At 62.6% G+C, this 16,843-nt stretch carries 17 protein-coding genes; 13 read left to right on the top strand and 4 right to left on the bottom strand.

The genetic code is table 11. The features are described from left to right. Positions 1-19 precede the first annotated feature (19 nt). Positions 20-1,057 (bottom strand): 4-hydroxy-2-oxovalerate aldolase, encoded by a 1,038-nt coding sequence (gene dmpG, locus GYH35_RS21800; RefSeq protein WP_161829494.1) that lies wholly within the window; start codon positions 1,055-1,057, stop codon positions 20-22. Then, positions 1,054-2,004, bottom strand: coding sequence for an acetaldehyde dehydrogenase (acetylating) (locus tag GYH35_RS21795; protein ID WP_161829493.1), 951 nt, complete (start codon positions 2,002-2,004; stop codon positions 1,054-1,056). The genes dmpG and GYH35_RS21795 overlap by 4 nt, the downstream gene beginning before the upstream one ends. A 93-nt stretch (positions 2,005-2,097) precedes the next feature. Here GYH35_RS21795 and GYH35_RS21790 point away from each other — a divergent pair, with 93 nt between their 5' ends. The 5 genes from GYH35_RS21790 (at position 2,098) to GYH35_RS21770 (ending at position 7,850) form a co-directional block, all read left to right on the top strand. Further along, a complete protein-coding gene (locus GYH35_RS21790; protein WP_161829492.1) occupies positions 2,098-2,913 on the top strand; it encodes an aspartate dehydrogenase in 816 nt (271 codons plus the stop codon). 88 nt (positions 2,914-3,001) lie between these two features. Next, a complete protein-coding gene (locus tag GYH35_RS21785; protein ID WP_161810537.1) occupies positions 3,002-3,733 on the top strand; it encodes a GntR family transcriptional regulator in 732 nt (243 codons plus the stop codon). A gap of 565 nt (positions 3,734-4,298) precedes the next feature. After that, the gene (locus GYH35_RS21780; protein WP_161829491.1) at positions 4,299-5,519 is read left to right on the top strand and encodes an FAD-dependent oxidoreductase; all 1,221 of its coding nucleotides are present in this window, start codon (positions 4,299-4,301) and stop codon (positions 5,517-5,519) included. Between the two features lie 10 nt (positions 5,520-5,529). After that, a complete protein-coding gene (locus GYH35_RS21775; RefSeq protein ID WP_129641250.1) occupies positions 5,530-6,057 on the top strand; it encodes a cupin domain-containing protein in 528 nt (175 codons plus the stop codon). 2 nt (positions 6,058-6,059) lie between these two features. Next, on the top strand, positions 6,060-7,850 hold the full coding sequence (locus tag GYH35_RS21770) for a gamma-glutamyltransferase family protein (protein WP_161829643.1): 1,791 nt from the start codon (positions 6,060-6,062) through the stop codon (positions 7,848-7,850). 49 nt (positions 7,851-7,899) lie between these two features. Here GYH35_RS21770 and GYH35_RS21765 read toward each other — a convergent pair whose 3' ends face one another. Beyond that, positions 7,900-8,223, bottom strand: a complete 324-nt coding sequence (locus GYH35_RS21765) for a non-heme iron oxygenase ferredoxin subunit (protein ID WP_161811349.1) — start codon at positions 8,221-8,223, stop codon at positions 7,900-7,902. A 163-nt stretch (positions 8,224-8,386) separates the two neighbouring features. Then, entirely contained in the window at positions 8,387-9,385 is a 999-nt protein-coding gene (locus GYH35_RS21760) for a 2Fe-2S iron-sulfur cluster binding domain-containing protein (RefSeq protein WP_161829490.1), read from the bottom strand. A gap of 77 nt (positions 9,386-9,462) precedes the next feature. On the opposite strand from GYH35_RS21760, the gene GYH35_RS21755 reads away from it, so the two are divergent. From GYH35_RS21755 to GYH35_RS21720, 8 genes are all read left to right on the top strand, one after another. After that, positions 9,463-10,239, top strand: a complete 777-nt coding sequence (locus GYH35_RS21755; protein WP_161810541.1) for a 2-keto-4-pentenoate hydratase — start codon at positions 9,463-9,465, stop codon at positions 10,237-10,239. Between the two features lie 33 nt (positions 10,240-10,272). Beyond that, the gene (locus GYH35_RS21750; RefSeq protein WP_161810542.1) at positions 10,273-11,445 is read left to right on the top strand and encodes a Rieske 2Fe-2S domain-containing protein; all 1,173 of its coding nucleotides are present in this window, start codon (positions 10,273-10,275) and stop codon (positions 11,443-11,445) included. A gap of 18 nt (positions 11,446-11,463) precedes the next feature. Beyond that, on the top strand, positions 11,464-12,291 hold the full coding sequence (locus GYH35_RS21745) for an alpha/beta fold hydrolase (RefSeq protein ID WP_202624484.1): 828 nt from the start codon (positions 11,464-11,466) through the stop codon (positions 12,289-12,291). Position 12,292: 1 nt separating this feature from the next. Further along, entirely contained in the window at positions 12,293-12,559 is a 267-nt protein-coding gene (locus GYH35_RS21740; protein ID WP_161829488.1) for a hypothetical protein, read from the top strand. A 2-nt stretch (positions 12,560-12,561) separates the two neighbouring features. Continuing rightward, positions 12,562-13,377: a DODA-type extradiol aromatic ring-opening family dioxygenase gene (locus GYH35_RS21735; protein ID WP_161829487.1), complete on the top strand. Its 816-nt coding sequence runs from the start codon at positions 12,562-12,564 to the stop codon at positions 13,375-13,377. Positions 13,378-13,403: 26 nt separating this feature from the next. Continuing rightward, positions 13,404-14,180: a sulfite exporter TauE/SafE family protein gene (locus tag GYH35_RS21730; protein ID WP_161810545.1), complete on the top strand. Its 777-nt coding sequence runs from the start codon at positions 13,404-13,406 to the stop codon at positions 14,178-14,180. A 118-nt stretch (positions 14,181-14,298) separates the two neighbouring features. Then, positions 14,299-16,308, top strand: a complete 2,010-nt coding sequence (locus GYH35_RS21725) for a M3 family metallopeptidase (protein ID WP_161829486.1) — start codon at positions 14,299-14,301, stop codon at positions 16,306-16,308. Further along, positions 16,305-16,835: a gamma carbonic anhydrase family protein gene (locus GYH35_RS21720; RefSeq protein ID WP_161810547.1), complete on the top strand. Its 531-nt coding sequence runs from the start codon at positions 16,305-16,307 to the stop codon at positions 16,833-16,835. The genes GYH35_RS21725 and GYH35_RS21720 overlap by 4 nt, the downstream gene beginning before the upstream one ends. The last annotated feature ends 8 nt before the right edge of the window (positions 16,836-16,843 follow it).

Raw genomic sequence — 16,843 nt, 5'->3', positions numbered from 1 at the left:
AAAAGGGGGGCGGATTTATTTACGACGCAAGTTTCTCGGCGTCGCGAGCTCGCACGAGGTCGAGCGCGACGTCGGTGATCATGTCTTCCTGACCGCCGACCATGCGACGCCGGCCGAGCTCGACCAGGATGGTGCGAGTGTCGAGTCCGTACATCGCCGCGGCCTTTTCGGCGTGGCGCAGGAAGGAGGAATAAACGCCGGCATAACCGAGCGTGAGAGTTTCGCGATCGACGCGCACCGGCCGGTCCTGCAGCGGACGGACCAGATCTTCTGCGGCGTCCATCAGCTTGAACAGGTCGCAGCCGTGCTGCCATCCGTACACATCGGCGGTGGCGATGAAAACTTCCAGCGGCGCATTGCCCGCGCCTGCGCCCATGCCGGCGAGGCTGGCGTCGACGCGAATCGCACCGTTCTTCACGGCGAGAATGGAGTTCGCGACGCCGAGGCTCAGGTTGTGATGCGCGTGAATGCCGCGCTCAGTTTCAGGTTTCAGCACGCGGTCGTAAGCCTGGAAGCGAGCGGCCGTGTCGTCCATCGTCATCGCGCCGCCCGAGTCGGTCACATACACGCAATGCGCGCCGTATGTTTCCATCAACTTCGCCTGCGCAGCGAGCTGCTCCGGCGGGCTCATGTGGCTCATCATCAAGAAGCCTGAGACATCCATGCCGAGCTTGCGCGCGTATTCGATGTGCTGCTGAGAAACATCTGCTTCGGTGCAGTGAGTGGCGATGCGCACCGAGCGCACGCCCAGATCGAATGCATGGCGCAGGTCGTGAACGGTGCCGATGCCCGGCAGCAGCAGCGTCGTGAGCTTCGCGTGCTCGATGACGCTGGCGACGGCTTCGATCCATTCCCAATCGGTGTGCTTGCCGAAGCCATAATTGAACGACGAACCGGCAAGCCCGTCGCCGTGCGCGACTTCGATGGCGTCGACGCGAGCTTCATCGAGCGCTCGAGCAATCGCCTTGACGTGCTCGATACCGTATTGATGGCGGATGGCGTGCATGCCATCGCGCAAAGTCACATCTTGAATGTAGAGCTTGCTGGTCGGGCTCATGCGGCGATCTCCGCGCTAAGATTGAGGGCCACACGCTCGGCGGTGCGTAGCGCGGCAGACGTCATGATATCGAGATTTCCCGCGTAGGCCGGCAGGTAATGCGCAGCGCCTTCGACTTCGAGGAATACGCTGACTTTGAGTCCGACGAATGATTCATCGACGCCTTTGAACGGCAGCTTGACGCCCGGGCCGACGCGCTCGAACTGCACGCGCTGTTTCAAGCGATAGCCCGGTACGTAACTTTGCACTTCGGAGACCATCTTTTGCACCGATGCTTCGATCGCGCTTTCGTCCGCGAGGGCGGTCAAACAAAACACCGTATCGCGCATCACCAGCGGAGGCTCGGCGGGGTTCAGCACGATAATGGCCTTACCGTGCTGCGCCCCGCCTACCTGTTCGATGGCTCGTGCCGTGGTCTCAGTGAACTCATCAATGTTTGCTCGCGTGCCGGGGCCGGCGGACTTGCTGGCGATCGACGCGACGATCTCCGCGTACAACACCGGCGCGACTTTGCCGACTGCGGCGACGATGGGAATGGTCGCCTGGCCGCCGCAAGTCACCATATTCAGATTCGGCGCGCCGAGATGCTGATCGCCGTTGACTGGCGGAATGACGAACGGACCGACTGCGGCCGGGGTCAAATCGATCAGAGTCTTGCCATGAGCGCGCAACACCGAGTCGTGATGTTTGTGGGCGCCGGCGGAGGTGGCGTCGAACACCAGCCGGACCTCTTTGAATTCCGGCATGGCGAGGAAGCCGTCGATGCCCTGGGCCGTCGTCGCGACGCCAAGTCGCTTGGCGCGGGCCAAGCCTTCCGATTGAGGATCGACGCCGACCATGGCAGCCATCCGCAAGGTGCGGCTGGTGCGCAGGATCTTGATCATCAGGTCCGTGCCGATGTTGCCGGAGCCGATGATGGCTACCGGGACGCGCTGTGTCGGTTCCATGCCCTGTAGTCCGGGTGAAGGGATGTCATTAAGGTAGTATGATCATACAATATTATCAAATACCACCGCTGGACGGCGGTCCTGAGGCTACCGATGCGACGTAATCCGCGGCTCGGCATGATCGGCTTCGGCGCCATGGGGCGCGAGGTCCTGACCGGCCTAGACAAGCTGGGCGAGACCGAGACCCTGAGGGCCGTGCTGGTCCGGCCCGGCCGCGAGGCTCCGCAGGCTGTCCACGATGTAGATGCGCTGATCGCTGCGCGCCCGCAAGTCGTCATGGAATGCGCCGGCCATTCGGCCGTGAAGGAATTCGTCGCGCCGTTACTGCGAGCCGGAATCGACGTGATTATCTCGTCGGTAGGCGCGCTTGCGGATGATCAGGTCAGAAGCGAGTTGCTCACAGCGGAACAGGGCGGTGGGCGCGCGCTGTTGCCGGCGGGCGCGATCGCAGGTCTCGATGGATTGTTGGCTGCGCGGCTCGCGGGGTTGGATGAAGTCACCTACACATCTTTCAAGCCGCCGCATGCGTGGCGCGGAACGGCGGCCGAGCAGGTGCTCGACTTAAACCATTCGGACGCGGAGCGCGAATTCTTCGCTGGCTCGGCGCGCGAGGCGGCGTTGGCGTATCCGAAGAACGTCAATGTCGGCGTGGCCATTGCCTTGGTGGGCTTGGGCATGGACGCGACCCGAGTGAGGTTGGTGTCATCGCGCAACGTGACCGATCCGCTCGGCCGCATCGAGGCGCGCGGCGCGTTCGGCCACTTCCGGTTCGATATTTTCGCGCGTGCAGCGGCCGATAATCCGAAAACTTCGACGCTGACCGCGTACAGTATCGTGCAATGTGCCCGCCTCGGCGGCGCCCTGCCGATCGCCGGCTTGTGCGCGCCCCTGACGCCAGCAATCCTATGATTTTTGCCGCCTCTTCTGGCCGCGAGCGTTTACTCTGACGCCGCACCAGTCGAGTAACATCGGCGGCAAGTAAGCTCGAGGAAGGACCTTGGAATACCAGGATCTGAGAATTGTCGAAAATCCCACGCTGGTGCGGGAGCACGCGTTGGACAAGCTGCGCAACGCCATCAGCCGAGGCTTGTATCCGCCCGGCATGCGGTTGGTGGAGCGCGAGCTGTGCGAGGCGCTGGGTGTCAGCCGGACTTCGGTGCGGGAAGCTTTGCGTCAGTTGCAGGCTGAGAATCTGATCGAGGTCGGCAAGCGTCGGAACATCACTGTCGCGGTGGTTTCGTCGAAGGACGCGGAAGATATTTATTTGATGCGAGAGATGCTGGAGTCGCTGGCGGTCCAGCGGTTCGTCGCGCTCGCGGACGAGAATGCGATCAAAAAGCTGGTGCGCATTCATAAGGATCTGCGCAAGGTGCTCAACAAGGGCGACGTGCGCGAGCTGGCCATCATGGCCGGCGAGTTTTACGAAACCATCCTCCATGGCTCGGGTAGCAAGGTGATTGCCGACATGGCGCGGCAGTTGCTGACGCGAGTCAACTATTTGCGCATGCGGTCGATGGCTGAGCCGCATCGTCTCGAAGACGGGATGCACGAGTGGGATACGCTGATCGAGGCCATCGTCGAGCGGAATCCGGAAGCTGCGGCTAAGGCGATGGCTGCGCACTTGTCGAATGCGCGCAAGGCGATTGTGGCGAAGCTCCAGCATGAAGAGGAGCAGGCGGCTGCGGCTGTTCCCGAGCGCGCGGCGGTTTCGAGTCGGCGGTCTGGCTGAGGTTGAATTAAGAGGCGTCGGTGGCTAGCAGCGCCAGGGCGGGGTGTCTCCTCCCGGCACCGCGCACCCGCCTGCGCACGCTTCGCTCCCGCTGTCGCGGGCGCCCTGCTTGTACGTCCCTGTAGCGCTGCTACGAAAGGTCCATGCTTTTCGAAGCTGCCGGGAGGAGACACCCCGCCCTGACGCTGCCGACACGGCGGCTGAGCGTTCCACGCACTCGGACCGGTGCTTCTTCCGGCGAATGCCAGGTAACACGGGCGACAGCCCGACAATCACGGGTAGGCGCTCCTAATCCGTTCGGATCGGAGGGCTCTCCGGCGAACGCCAGGTAGCGGGGCGACAGCACGGGCGGGCGGTTCCTAATCCATTCGGACCGAAGGGGCTCCTCCGGCGAATGCCGGGTAGCAGGGGCGACAGCCCCGATAATCACGGGTGGGCGGGTGGGTTCCCAATCCGGGGCCAGGGGCGCTAGCCCCGTTAACCCGATTCCTTTGTCCGATTCTATGTTTGTCATACAAAGTACGCCCGGCTACACTGTCCGCAATGGCCAGTGGAAGTGGGACACATGGGTAGAGATCGGGTCATCATTGCCGGAGCGGGGCCCATTGGCGCCGTCCTGGCCTACGCGCTGAGGCAGCGCGACATCCCCATCCTTCTGATCGAGGCGCTCCCCGCGCCCGAGATCGATTGCCGGGCAGCTTCATGCCACCCACCCACGGTAGCGATGCTCGACGAGCTCGGCCTCCTCGAAGACGGTCTCGAGCAAGGTCTCGTCTCCCCCGTCTTCAACTATCTCGATCGCGTCACCGGCGAGCTCATCGGTCGCTTCGATATCGAAGCGATGCGCGAACGTCCCGCACATCCCTATGTACTCCAGTGGGAGCAATACAAAATCGTCGGGACCGTGCTGAAGCGTCTCGCAGACGATCCGGGCGCCGAGATCCGCATGTCGACACGCGTCGTCGCGATCGCTCAGGACGCGGATAAGGTCGATGTCACCGTGACATTGCCCGATGGCAGCAGCGACATTCTGTCGGGCCGCTACCTGGTCGGTTGCGACGGCGGTCGCAGCACCATTCGCAAGCTGGCCGACATCGAGTTCGACGGCTTCACCTGGCCGGAACGGTTCCTGAAAATCGACACGCGCTTCGATTTCTTCGGACTGCGGCCCGAGCTCAGCAATCGCAATTACTTCTCCGACCCGGACGAATGGTTGAACCTGTTCAAGGCGCGCGGCGCGGGCGGCGAAGGAATGTGGCGCGCAGTGAGCCCGACGCTTCCGGAGCAAACAGATGACGAACTGCTATCGCCGGACGCCGTCGAAGCGCGTCTGCAGAAGTTTTGTCCCAAGCCGGGCCGTTACGAGATTGCAACGATCGCGCTATACAAGGTGCATCAGCGCGTGGCTGCAACGTTCAATCGCGGGCGCGTGCTACTCGCGGGCGACTCCGCGCATGTGAACAATCCGGTCGGCGGTATGGGCATGAACGGCGGTATTCACGACGCCATCAATCTCGCCGACAAGTTGAAAGCCATCATGCTGGAAGGCGCCGACGCGCCGCCGTTGCTGGATCGTTACACTCGTCAGCGGCGCAAGGCGCAGGTCGATTACGTGCAGGCGCAGAGCATTCAGAACAAGCAGACGCTCGGTGAGAAAGATCCGGTCGAGCGCGCGAAGAAGCTGGATGGCATCCGGCGCCAGTCGGCCGATCCGGAATTGCACGATGCTTTCATTCGTCGCGCCTGTCTGATCGACAGCCTGCGCGATGCGAACGCCACTCTCTAGAGGTCTCGCCATGTCAGTTGCCCGTCATTCGCGTCCGCCCGAGTTGGTCGGCGCTTCGCTCGAGCAGATCATGGATCGCTACGTCGCGCGCTTCGCCGATCGCGTGCCGGACTGGAACGCGTTCTCGGATGCAAACATCGACGGCTACCGCCGTGCGCAGCATCGCTTCGTCGGCGCGGGCGCGTCGGGCAAGCACGACGACAGCAACATCGTGCCCGCGGGAAACTTCACGCTCTCCATCATGTTGGTGCCGCCCGGCCAGGGCAACGCGCCGCATACGCATGAAGTGGAAGAGATCTTCTTCGTGCTTCAGGGGCGCTGCGTCGTGTTCATCGAAGAAGAAGACGGCCGCCGCTTGAGCAAGGAGTTGCAGCAGTGGGAAATGATTTCCTGCCCGCCCGGCGTCATTCATGGCTATGTGAATGAAACCAACGAGCCGGTGTATTTGCAGGTCATGCTCGGTCGCGGCCGGCCGGAGACGGCGGGCTTTGCCGATCAGAAACTGTTCGAGAACAAGAACGCGCATCTGACGCGTTAATGATGTTCACGACGCGCCCGGAAATTCGCGGCACCTTCGGCGTCGTCACCTCCACGCATTGGATCGCGTCGGGCGTGGGCATGGCCATGCTCGAGCGCGGCGGCAATGCGTTCGATGCCGCCGTTGCCATCGGCTTCGTGCTGCAAATCGTCGAGCCTCACTTGTGCGGGCCCGCCGGAGAGGTGCCGATCATTTTCAGATCGGCACGCGGGGACAAGCCCACCGTGCTGTGCGGTCAGGGCGTAGCTCCCGCGGCGGCAACGATCGAGCACATGCGGTCGATGAATCTCGACATGGTGCCGGGGTCGGGGCTGATTGCTGCCGTCGTGCCGGGCTCGTTCGATGCGTGGATGACGCTGCTTCGTGATCACGGCAGCATGCGGCTCGCGGATGTGTTGGAGCCTGCGATTCACTACGCCGAAGCGGGTCATCCGCTGTTGCCTGGGGTGTCGCGCGCGATTGCCGATGTCGCTGAGGCGTTCCGAAAAGAATGGCCAACCTCGGCGCCGATCTGGCTGCCGAACAATGAAGTGCCAGCGCCGCATCAGTTGTTCCGCAATCCCACGCTCGCGGCGACATGGCGACGAATTCTGAGTGAGGCGGGCGAGGGCACGCGCGAGCAACAGATCGAGCGTGCGCGTGCGACATGGTCGAGCGGGTTTGTTGCTGAGACCATCGATCGCTTCTGTCGTACCCAGGAGCTGATGGATGCGAGCGGCGAGCGTCACAAAGGGCTGCTCACCGGCGACGACATGGCGAAGTGGCAGGCCACCTACGAGTCGCCGCAAACGTTCCGTTATCACGATTGGACCTTCCACAAGACCGGACCTTGGGGGCAAGGGCCGGTGTTGTTACAAACGTTGTCGCTGCTCGCTGGCTACGACTTGTCGAAGCTGCCGGCGACCGAGCCGGAGTTCGCGCACCTCGTTCTGGAGGCCCTCAAGCTGGCGTTTGCGGATCGCGAGGCGTACTACGGCGATCCGAATTTCACCAAGATTCCTCTCGATGCGCTGTTGAGCGAGAGCTATGCGGCCGAGCGTCGCAAGCTGATCGGTCACAACGCTTCGCACGAGCTGCGGCCGGGCGTGTTGCCTGGCTTCGAAGCGCAGGTCGCCAAGTGCCTGAGCATGGTTCGCATCGCCAAGAACGAAAGCGCCGGCCTGGGTGTCGGCGAGCCGACGATGATGCATCTGAAGCCGACGTTGAAACCCGGCGACACCGTGCACTTCGATGTGATCGATCGTTTCGGGAATATGGTCTCGGCAACGCCGTCGGGCGGCTGGCCGCAATCGTCGCCGACGATTCCCGAGCTGGGATTTGCGTTGAATACGCGCGCGCAAATGTTCTGGCTGGAGCCTGGGCTGCCGGGCAGCCTCGAGCCTGGCAAACGCCCACGCACGACCCTCACGCCGACGCTGGCGACGCGCGACGATGGGTTGTCATTGATCTGCGGCACGCCAGGCGGCGATCAGCAGGATCAGTGGCAGTTGATTCTGTTACTGCGATACATCCATCACGGGCTCGATCTGCAGCAGGCCATCGATGCGCCGTTGTTCCATAGCGTGCACTTCCCTGCGTCGTTCTATCCGCGCGAAGCGTTGTTGGGAACGGCGGTGCTCGAAGAGAGCTGCGGCGAGAAGATGATCGCTGCGCTGAAGAGCCGCGGTCACAAAGTGAAGGTCGCGCCGGAGTGGTCTGCTGGCCGGCTCACAGCGGCGTCACGCGGGACGGATGGAATATTGCGAGCGGCTGCCACGCCACGCCTGATGCAGGCGTACGCCGTCGGAAGATAAGAAGAAAAAAAGTACGCTCGCCGCCACGACAGCAGGCGAGCGCTGCAACTCAATTCTTCAGCAACAAATAAACTTTGCCGTCCGTCACTTCGATCGGCCAGGTGCGCAGCGCCTGCTTGCACGGCAGGCTCTTCGCCTTGCCTGAGCAAACATCGAAGCTGCCACCGTGCAGCGGACAGAACACGATGTTTCCTTGCAGCCGCCCCTCGGACAGCGACGCGATGGCGTGCGTGCATTCGTCGTCGACCGCATAGAGTTTGCCGTCGACGTTGCAGACGAGAAGGGGATCCATGCCCTCCAGCTGCACACGCAACATGCCGCCGGGCGCAACCTCGCCCGCCTCACACAACAGGCGTCGATCAACAGAAATCATCGCGGCTTCGGCGCTCACTGGTACGGACCTGGAAGAGAACTTGGTTGTAGTATTGTCATACAAAGTTCGCTTGGTCAACCGCTGATTGCGCGGACTGCGAAAGATCGCCGGCAGCCCACCGGCGCCGGCGATTTATCGCGAAAAATCCGGAACTTAGCTTGGGCTAGCCACCCGGCTGAAACCGCTCGGCGCGGATCGCCTGGGCGGCAACACCGTGCGAGGTCAGCGCTTTGCGCGCGGCATCGACCATCGGCGGCGGCCCGCAAAGATAGCAGACGGTCTGCGCATCGAAGTCTTCCTTTTGGAGCAGCGAGACCGCCGTGCCACTGCGAAGGTCACCATCGGCGCCTTCCATGACGGCGATGCGCACTTCGAGCTCCGGCATGGAGGCGACGAGCGCTGCTAACTCCCGTTCGTAAAACAACTCCTGCCGGCGCGTGCATCCGAAACAAAGCAACGCCGGCTGGTTCTGACCGCGCAGTGAGCGAATCATCGACAACACGGGCGCGAGGCCGGTGCCGCCAGCAACGAACACATGTCGACGCGCGCGATCGTCGAGGCCGAATGAGCCAAGCGGCGCCTGCAATCTCACGCGATCGCCGACCTTCGCGGTTTCTTGCAGCCAGCGCGACATCTTTCCGTCAGGAACGAGACGGATCATCAGCTCGATCAAGGGAAGCTCGGTCGTCGTGCTCGCGATGGAATATGCGCGCGCTTCGCCCACGCCGGGCGCGGCGAGACGAATGTATTGGCCGCTCTGAAAAACAAACCCCTCGGGGCGCTCGAGCTTCAGTGTGAGTAGCGCGACCGAGGGCGCGCCACGGCGCAACTCAACGATCTGCGCGGAATGTTTCGCAGGCGAAGAGGGTGCGGGCTTGAGCGGATACGGAAGCTCGAACGATGCGTCCGAGTTCAAGCGGGTGAGGCACGCGGGCCTCAGTCCAGCCACCAATTCATCCGCGTTGACCGGCACCTTGCCCGTCAAATCAACGACCGTTTGCCCGTCCAGGCATTGGACTACGCAACTTCCGCAGCTGCCGGTGCAACAGTCATAACGGAGCGGCACATCCACGGCCAGCGCGCCTTCCAGCACGCTTTGACCCGGCTCAACCTCGACCGTCAGCTCCGCGCCGTCCTGAAAAATCAATCGTGCCCGATGCATTAAGGTAACCAGCTTGCCGACCATGTTGCATGATTATCATACAATCATATAACGTTGGCTCAGCAAGAGGGCGAACCATGGATCAAAGAGTCAGCGAGACCGCGCAAGCTTTGTTGGACGCGTATAGCGGCGCACCGCTGCCTCCGATCCGCAGTCGATTCGATGCGGGCGACGTTCGCGCGGCCTATGCCGTGCAGCTGGCGCAGATCGCGCATTGGGTCGAGCAGGGCCGCCGGCCCGTGGGCCGCAAGATCGGGCTCACGTCGCCGGCGGTGCAGAAGCAGCTCGGCGTGGCCGAGCCGGATTTCGGTCAGCTGTTCGCGGACATGGTGTACGGCACCGGCGAGACCATTCCGGTCTCCCGTCTGCAGCAGCCCCGCGTGGAGGCCGAGATTGCGCTGATCCTGTCGCGTGATTTGGATATGGCGCATGCGACGGTGGCCGATGTGATCGCGTCGGTCGGTTGTGTGTTGCCGGCGCTCGAAGTCGTCGGCAGTCGCATCGCCGGTTGGCAGATCGACATCGTCGACACCATTGCGGACAACGCCTCGTCGGGCGTGCTGGTGCTCGGCGGACCCGCGCAACGGATCGAAGGACTCGATCTCGTGAACTGCGCGATGACGATGACATTGAACGGCAAGCCGGTGTCGAGTGGCTACGGTCGTGATTGTCTCGGCGGTCCGCTCAACGCAGCGGTATGGCTTGCCCGACGCTCGCGCGAGCTCGGCCGGCCGTTGAAACAAGGCGAGCTGGTGATGACGGGCGCGCTCGGACCGATGGTGTCCGTGCAAGCGGGCGATGTGGTGCACGCGACGATCGCCGGCATCGGCCAGGTCGGCGTGCAGTTCGCGTAAACAGAATTTTCGTTTCGAGGACGTGAGTAGATCATGAGTGATGACGCGCAGACCCCGGAAGGCGTTCGCCCCGAAGTTGCCGCAGCCGTCGGCGACTGGCGTGCCTATGTGGAAGCGAAGATGGGCTTCCGCAATCACTGGTATCCGGTGCGCTTTTCCAACGAGCTCGCCGAAGGTCAGCTGATCACTCTGCAAGTGCTCGGCGAGAAGCTGCTGCTGAAGCGCATCGACGGCAAGGTCTACGCGATCCGCGATCGTTGTCTGCATCGTGGCGTGCCGCTGTCGCGCAAGCCCGACTGCTACACCAAGGACACCATCACCTGCTGGTATCACGGCTACACGTATCGTTTCCAGACCGGCGAGCTGGTGAATATCCTCGCGGTGCCCGACAGCCGTTTGATCGGTCGTCGCAAGATCCAGAGCTTCCCGTGCCAGGAAGCGAAGGGTTTGATCTTCGTGTTCATCGGCGACATGGATCCGGTGCCGCCGCTGAGTCAGGACGTGCCGCCGGGCTTCCTCGATGACGACGTGATGATTCTCGGCAAGCATCGCGTGGTGAACTCGAACTGGCGCCTCGGTGCGGAGAACGGTTTCGACGCACTCCATATCTTTATTCACAAAGACACGACGCTGCGTCACTTCCGCACGTTCAACTTCCCGATCGGCCACACGCCGCTGCCGGGTGCAGTGCAGGTCGTGGAAGATGCCGACGGTCCGAAGGGCGTGATCGACGACTTCGCCCAGCACAAGCCGATTTGGGACGGCGTGATCGACGGTCGCGTCGTCGTGCGTGGTCCGCGCTCGCAACAGGTGCAGGGCACGTCCGCTTCAGTTGGCACGTCGATCTGGCTGCCGGGTGTGTTGAAGGTCGAGCAGTTCCCGCTGCCGGGCCTGACGCAGTTCGAGTGGTATGTGCCCATCGACGGCAAGACGCATCTGTATGTGCAGACCATCGGTCAGCAGGTGCAGACCGACGAAGACCGGCAGGATTTCGCGAGCAATTTCGAATCGATCTACAAGCCGCACGGCCTCGATGGCTTCAACGCCGACGACATCTGGGCGCGCGAGGTCACCGAGCCGTTCTACGCCGACGATTACGGTTGGGTGGATGAGATGTTGTGCGAGCCGGATACGACCATCCTCGAGTGGCGGCGCCTGGCGAGCCGCGCCAATCGCGGTGTCCAGACTCCGCAAGACCTGCGTTGATTTCGACGAGCCATGCCCATGAGTGAATTCGCTTCGAACTTCGTCGACACCAACGGCATCCGCACTCACTACCTGGAAGCGGGCAGCGGGCCGACGCTGGTGCTCATGCACGGCGGCGGCGCGGGCGCCGATGCATACGGCAACTGGCGCGAGTGCATTCCGATCTTCGCGAAGAAATATCGGGTGATCGTGCCGGACATGGTCGGCTTCGGCCGCAGCGACAAGCCTTCGCCGGACGGCTACACCTACGATCAGCCGGGCCGCAACCGTCAGCTCGTGACCTTGCTGGATGCGCTCAACATCGACAAGGCATTTCTGGTCGGCAATTCCATGGGCGGCGCGACTTGTATCGGTGCGACGCTGCAACGTCCGGAGCGCGTCGAGCGCCTGGTGTTGATGGGCAGCGCGGGTTTGCCGATTCCAGAACGGCCGTCGCCGCAGTTGCTGCACAACCTGAACTACGATTTCACGGTGGACGGCATGCGTCGCGTGATCGCCGGCCTCACGTCGCCGAAATATTCGCCGCCCGAGGAGCTGGTTCAGTATCGTTTCAATCTGACCCACGAGCCGGGCGCGAAAGCTGCGCTGGCGGCTGTGAATGCCGAGACGCGCAAGGGCACGCTGAACTATCCGGAAGACGAGCTGCGCAAGATCAAACATCCGGTGTTGATCGTGAACGGCAAGGAAGACGGCGTGTCGACCCTGGCGCGGGCGTATCGTTTCCTCGAGCTGTTCGAGAACAGCTGGGGCTACATCGTGCCTCACTGCGGCCATTGGGCGATGATCGAGCGGACCGCCGATTTCTGCGCGGCCGTCGATCGATTCCTGTCGCAGCCGGTGAACTGACGTGCCGACTCCGCCGCGTGGGGTGCACGAGCTGATCGAGCACCTGATCGAGACGCCCACGGATCGCGGCTTGATTCGAGCCAGCCCCGACGTGCTGTTCGATCGCTTCGATGTGCCCGCCGACGTGCGCGAGACCTTGCGTGCCGGCGGGCGCGACGACTTGCATCGCCTCGGCATTCATCCCAATCTGGTGATCAAATGGCTGATCTGGTCGGGCCGCCCGACCATGCCATTCTTCCCCATCGATTATTACTTCGCGAGGCGCTGACCATGGGCAAGATCGTGGGCGCGTTCGCCATGTCGCACGTGCTGGGCGCTCCGGGCGGGCTGGAAGAGCAGGCCGAGCGCGTGTTCGTCGGCATGAAGGAGCTGGGGCGCCAGCTGCGCGAAACTCATCCGACGTTGCTGGTAGTGATAACCAGCGATCATTTGAACAACTTCCGGCTCGATCAGCCCATGCCATTCGCGATCGGCACGGCCGACTCGTACACGCCGTATGGCGACATGGGATTGCCGACGGATCCGATTCGCGGCGACGCCGCGTTCTCGACCGGCTTCGCGATGTTTGCTAACGATCGCGGCTTCAAACTCGCCAAACCGGCACGCCTGCGGCCGGATCACGGTGTGATGATTCCCCTCGGCATCGTCGATCCGAGGCGCGAGCTGCCTATCGTGCCGTTATATGTGAATACGGTTTATACGCCGGCGCCGACGCCGCAAGAGAGTTGGCGGCTTGGCGAATTGCTGCGCGCGTATGTTGCGGAGTATTGCAAGGCTGACGAGCGCGTCGCGTTGCTGGCCGGCGGCGGTTTGTCACATTGGCTGGGCGTGCCCGAGGAAGGCCGAGTCAACGAGACGTGGGATCGCTGGTTCATGGACATGCTGGCGACCGGTCAAGGCGCGAGCCTGGCCAAGCTCAGCAACGAGCAGATCCTGATCGACGCCGGCAATGGCGGTCTCGAAGTGAACGCCTGGATTACACTCGCGGGCGCGGTCCCCGGCGCCACTGGCGAATGTTTGTTTTACGAAGCGATTCCCGCCTGGGCCAGCGGCATGGCCGGCATGGCGTTTCGCGTCGGCGCATAACAAGTCGAAGAGGCTCAATTCAAGCGATGACTACCTGGGATCCCTCGGGTCTGGTGTATGCCACGCTCGCAGCGGTCGCGGCTGGTGCGATCAACGCATTGGCGGGCGGCGGCACACTGATCAGCTTTCCCGTGCTCGTCGCCGTGGGCGTGCCTCCGGTGGCGGCGAATATCACCAACGCAGTCGCCCTGTGCCCGGGCTATTTCGGTGCGACCATCGCGCAGTTGCCCAATCTCAAAGGTCAGCGGGCTCAGCTCATGTTGCTGATACCGATCGCGGTGCTCGGCGGTCTCGCGGGTGGCATGATTCTGCTGCGAACCGGCGAGCGCACGTTCACCGCTCTCGTGCCGTGGATGATTCTGGCAGCGTCGTTGCTGCTCGCCGTGCAGGAGCCGGTGAAGAAATTCGTCAGCAAGCGGCTGTCGAATCCGTCGCATAAGCATCACACGGCATGGTTCTCCGCATTGCCCATCGCTGCTGCTGCCATCTACGGCGGATTCTTCAGCGCGGGCATGAGCGTACTGTTGCTCGCCGTGCTTGGCCTGACGCTCGATGACTCTCTGACACGACTGAATGCGCTCAAGCAGGTCCTGGCGTTCAGCGTCAACATCGCCGCGGCGGTGTTCTTCCTGTTCTCGGACCAGGTCGTCTGGGGCTTGGCTGTGGTCATGGCGATCGGCGCGCTGATCGGTGGCGCGATCGGTGGGAAGCTGGCCGGCAAACTCCCGCCCGCTGTCCTGCGCTGGGTCGTGGTGGTCGCAGGTATCGCGATTGCCATCCTGTACTGGGTGAAATCCAACTAATCGTCCCCAAAACCCTCGGAATGCCATCTGCCCCAGTGAGGGGCGGGTGTCATTGCACTGGCCGGCTCTTTAGAATGGCCAGTCCGTCGTCCTTCGAATTCAGGATCCGGGGTTCATCATGACTGCACCGAGCAACGATCTGCCGGTATTTTCTGCAATCAAGCCTGCCGAAGTGGAAGGCAGGATCCGCGCCTTGCTGGACGCCAATCGCGCCGAGCTGGAGCGGCTGTTGTCGAACAACGCAGCCACCTGGGATTCGCTGATCGTGCCGCTGGAGGAAATGCAGCACCGCCTGTCCCGCACCTGGTCGCCGGTCGGTCACATGAATGGCGTCGTGAACAGCGACGAGCTGCGCGCCGCCTATAACGCCTGCCTGCCATTGCTCACCGCCTGGAACACCGATCTCGCGCAGAACGAGCGTCTTCATCAGGCGTACGAAACGGTGCTGAAGAACGAGGGCGCCCGCCTTTCGCCTGGCCAGCGCAAGCTGGTCGAGAACGCGCTCCGCGATTTCCGTCTGGCCGGCGTCGCGCTGCCGCCGGAGAAGAAGCAGCGGTACAAGGAGCTGGTCGAGAAGCTGGCCACGCTGCAGTCCAAGTTCGATGAGAACGTGCTCGATGCGACCAATGCGTGGTCGCGTCTGCTCACCGATGAGAAGGAAATCGAAGGGCTCCCGGCCCCGATCGTCGAGCGCGCGCGTGCGGCCGCCGAAGCCAAGCAACAGGTGGGCTGGCTGTTCACGCTCGATGCGCCCAACTACACCTCCGTGATGATGCATGCGGTGCACGAGCCGCTGCGTCGTGACTTCTATCATGGCTGGACGACGCGGGCATCCGAGCAGGATGGCAACCAGGGCCGTTGGGACAACACCGAATTGATGGATCAGATCCTCGCGGTCCGTCACGAGGTCGCCAATCTGGTTGGGTATCCGAACTACGCGGAATATTCGCTCGCGACCAAGATGGCGTCATCGGTGCCCGAAGTTCGTGGCTTCCTCGAGCAGCTGGCGACGAAGAGCAAGCCGGTTGCGCAGCAAGAGTTCGACGAGCTCACGAAATTTGCGGGCGGCGAGCTGAATGCCTGGGACGTCGCGTTCTACGCCGAGAAGCTCAAGCGCGAACGATTCAATCTCTCTGAAGAAGCGTTGCGTCCTTATTTCCCGCTGCCGCGGGTGCTGGCGGGAATGTTCTCCGTCGCTGAGAAGCTGTATGGCGTCAAAATCGCCGAGCGCGCCGGCGTCGATATCTATCATCCCGATGTTCGTTTCTACGACATCCTGAATGACGACGGTTCACGGCGCGGCAGCTTCTTCGTCGATCTGTACGCTCGCGCCAAGAAGCGCGGCGGCGCGTGGATGGATGAGTGTGTCGGCCGCAAGCATATGGGCGGCGCTACGTCGCTGCCCGTGGCCTATCTGGTCTGCAATTTCATGCCGCCCGTGGGTTCGCAGCCGTCGCTGCTGACTCACTCCGAAGTCGTGACGATGTTCCATGAGTTCGGTCATGGCCTGCATCACATGCTGACGCGTGTGGACTATCCGAGCATTGCTGGCATCAACGGCGTTGCTTGGGATGCGGTCGAGCTGCCGAGTCAGTTCATGGAAAACTTCGCCTGGCGCGCGGAAGTGATTCCGATGATTTCGGCGCACGTGGAAACGGACCAGCCGTTGCCGGAGGCGGAGTTGCAGCGTCTGCTCGGCACGCGCACGTTCCAGGCGGGCATGCAGACCGTGAGGCAGCTGGAATTCGCGCTGTTCGACCTGCGCATTCACAGTGAGTTCGTGCCTGGCGCGGCAAGCAAGGTTCTGCAGACGCTTGGCGAAGTCCGGTCGCAGGTCGCGGTCGTGAAGCCGCCGGCGTTCAATCGGTTCCCGAACAGCTTCCAGCACATTTTCTCGGGCGGCTACGCTGCGGGTTACTACAGCTACAAGTGGGCTGAAGTGTTGGCGGCGGATGCGTTCAGTGCGTTCGAGGAAGGCGGCATCTTCAATCGGACGGTGTCGAGTAAGTTCCTGTCCGCGATTTTGGAACAGGGCGGGAGTCGGGATGCGATGGATGCGTTTGTCGAGTTCCGCGGGCGCAAGCCGACGATTGAGCCGTTGCTGAAGCAGTTGGGGCTGGCGGCGTGACAATTGAAACCTACAAGGGTGTCGCGCCCACACTTGGCGCCCGCGTCTATGTGCACCCGGCGGGGGTCGTCATCGGCAAGGTGACGATCGGCGACGACTCATCCGTGTGGCCGACGGCGGTCGTGCGTGGTGATGTGCATTCGATTCAGATCGGTGCGCGCACGAGTATTCAGGACGGCTCAGTGCTGCATGTGACGCACGATGGCCCGTACGCGCCGGGCGGACGAGGGTTGATCATCGGCTCGGATGTCACGATTGGCCATCGCGTGACATTGCATGCCTGCACGATCGGCAACGCGTGCTTGATCGGCATGGGCGCGATTCTGCTCGACAACGTCGTGACTGAAGACTTCGTGATGATTGGCGCCGGCAGTCTCGTGCCGCCCGGCAAAGAGCTGAAGACTGGCGGGCTGTACGTCGGCAGCCCTGTCAAACGAATGCGCGATCTGACGGAGAAGGAGATCGCGTTCCTGACGTATTCAGCCGCGCACTACGTCAAGGTCAAAGACGAATACTTGAAGGCGTGACCTCTCGG

Origin of the sequence: Steroidobacter agaridevorans (assembly GCF_009932555.1) — a bacterium.
Taxonomy (GTDB): Bacteria; Pseudomonadota; Gammaproteobacteria; order Steroidobacterales; family Steroidobacteraceae; genus Steroidobacter; species Steroidobacter agaridevorans.
This window is presented reverse-complemented; position numbering and strand designations above follow the sequence as displayed.

Coding starts and splice junctions, on each gene's coding strand:
- dmpG (WP_161829494.1), bottom strand. CDS start 1,057: ATGAGCCCGACCAGCAAGCTCTACATTCAAGATGTGACTTTGCGCGAT.
- GYH35_RS21795 (WP_161829493.1), bottom strand. CDS start 2,004: ATGGAACCGACACAGCGCGTCCCGGTAGCCATCATCGGCTCCGGCAAC.
- GYH35_RS21790 (WP_161829492.1), top strand. CDS start 2,098: ATGCGACGTAATCCGCGGCTCGGCATGATCGGCTTCGGCGCCATGGGG.
- GYH35_RS21780 (WP_161829491.1), top strand. CDS start 4,299: ATGGGTAGAGATCGGGTCATCATTGCCGGAGCGGGGCCCATTGGCGCC.
- GYH35_RS21775 (WP_129641250.1), top strand. CDS start 5,530: ATGTCAGTTGCCCGTCATTCGCGTCCGCCCGAGTTGGTCGGCGCTTCG.
- GYH35_RS21770 (WP_161829643.1), top strand. CDS start 6,060: ATGTTCACGACGCGCCCGGAAATTCGCGGCACCTTCGGCGTCGTCACC.
- GYH35_RS21765 (WP_161811349.1), bottom strand. CDS start 8,223: ATGATTTCTGTTGATCGACGCCTGTTGTGTGAGGCGGGCGAGGTTGCG.
- GYH35_RS21760 (WP_161829490.1), bottom strand. CDS start 9,385: ATGCATCGGGCACGATTGATTTTTCAGGACGGCGCGGAGCTGACGGTC.
- GYH35_RS21755 (WP_161810541.1), top strand. CDS start 9,463: ATGGATCAAAGAGTCAGCGAGACCGCGCAAGCTTTGTTGGACGCGTAT.
- GYH35_RS21750 (WP_161810542.1), top strand. CDS start 10,273: ATGAGTGATGACGCGCAGACCCCGGAAGGCGTTCGCCCCGAAGTTGCC.
- GYH35_RS21745 (WP_202624484.1), top strand. CDS start 11,464: ATGAGTGAATTCGCTTCGAACTTCGTCGACACCAACGGCATCCGCACT.
- GYH35_RS21735 (WP_161829487.1), top strand. CDS start 12,562: ATGGGCAAGATCGTGGGCGCGTTCGCCATGTCGCACGTGCTGGGCGCT.
- GYH35_RS21730 (WP_161810545.1), top strand. CDS start 13,404: ATGACTACCTGGGATCCCTCGGGTCTGGTGTATGCCACGCTCGCAGCG.
- GYH35_RS21725 (WP_161829486.1), top strand. CDS start 14,299: ATGACTGCACCGAGCAACGATCTGCCGGTATTTTCTGCAATCAAGCCT.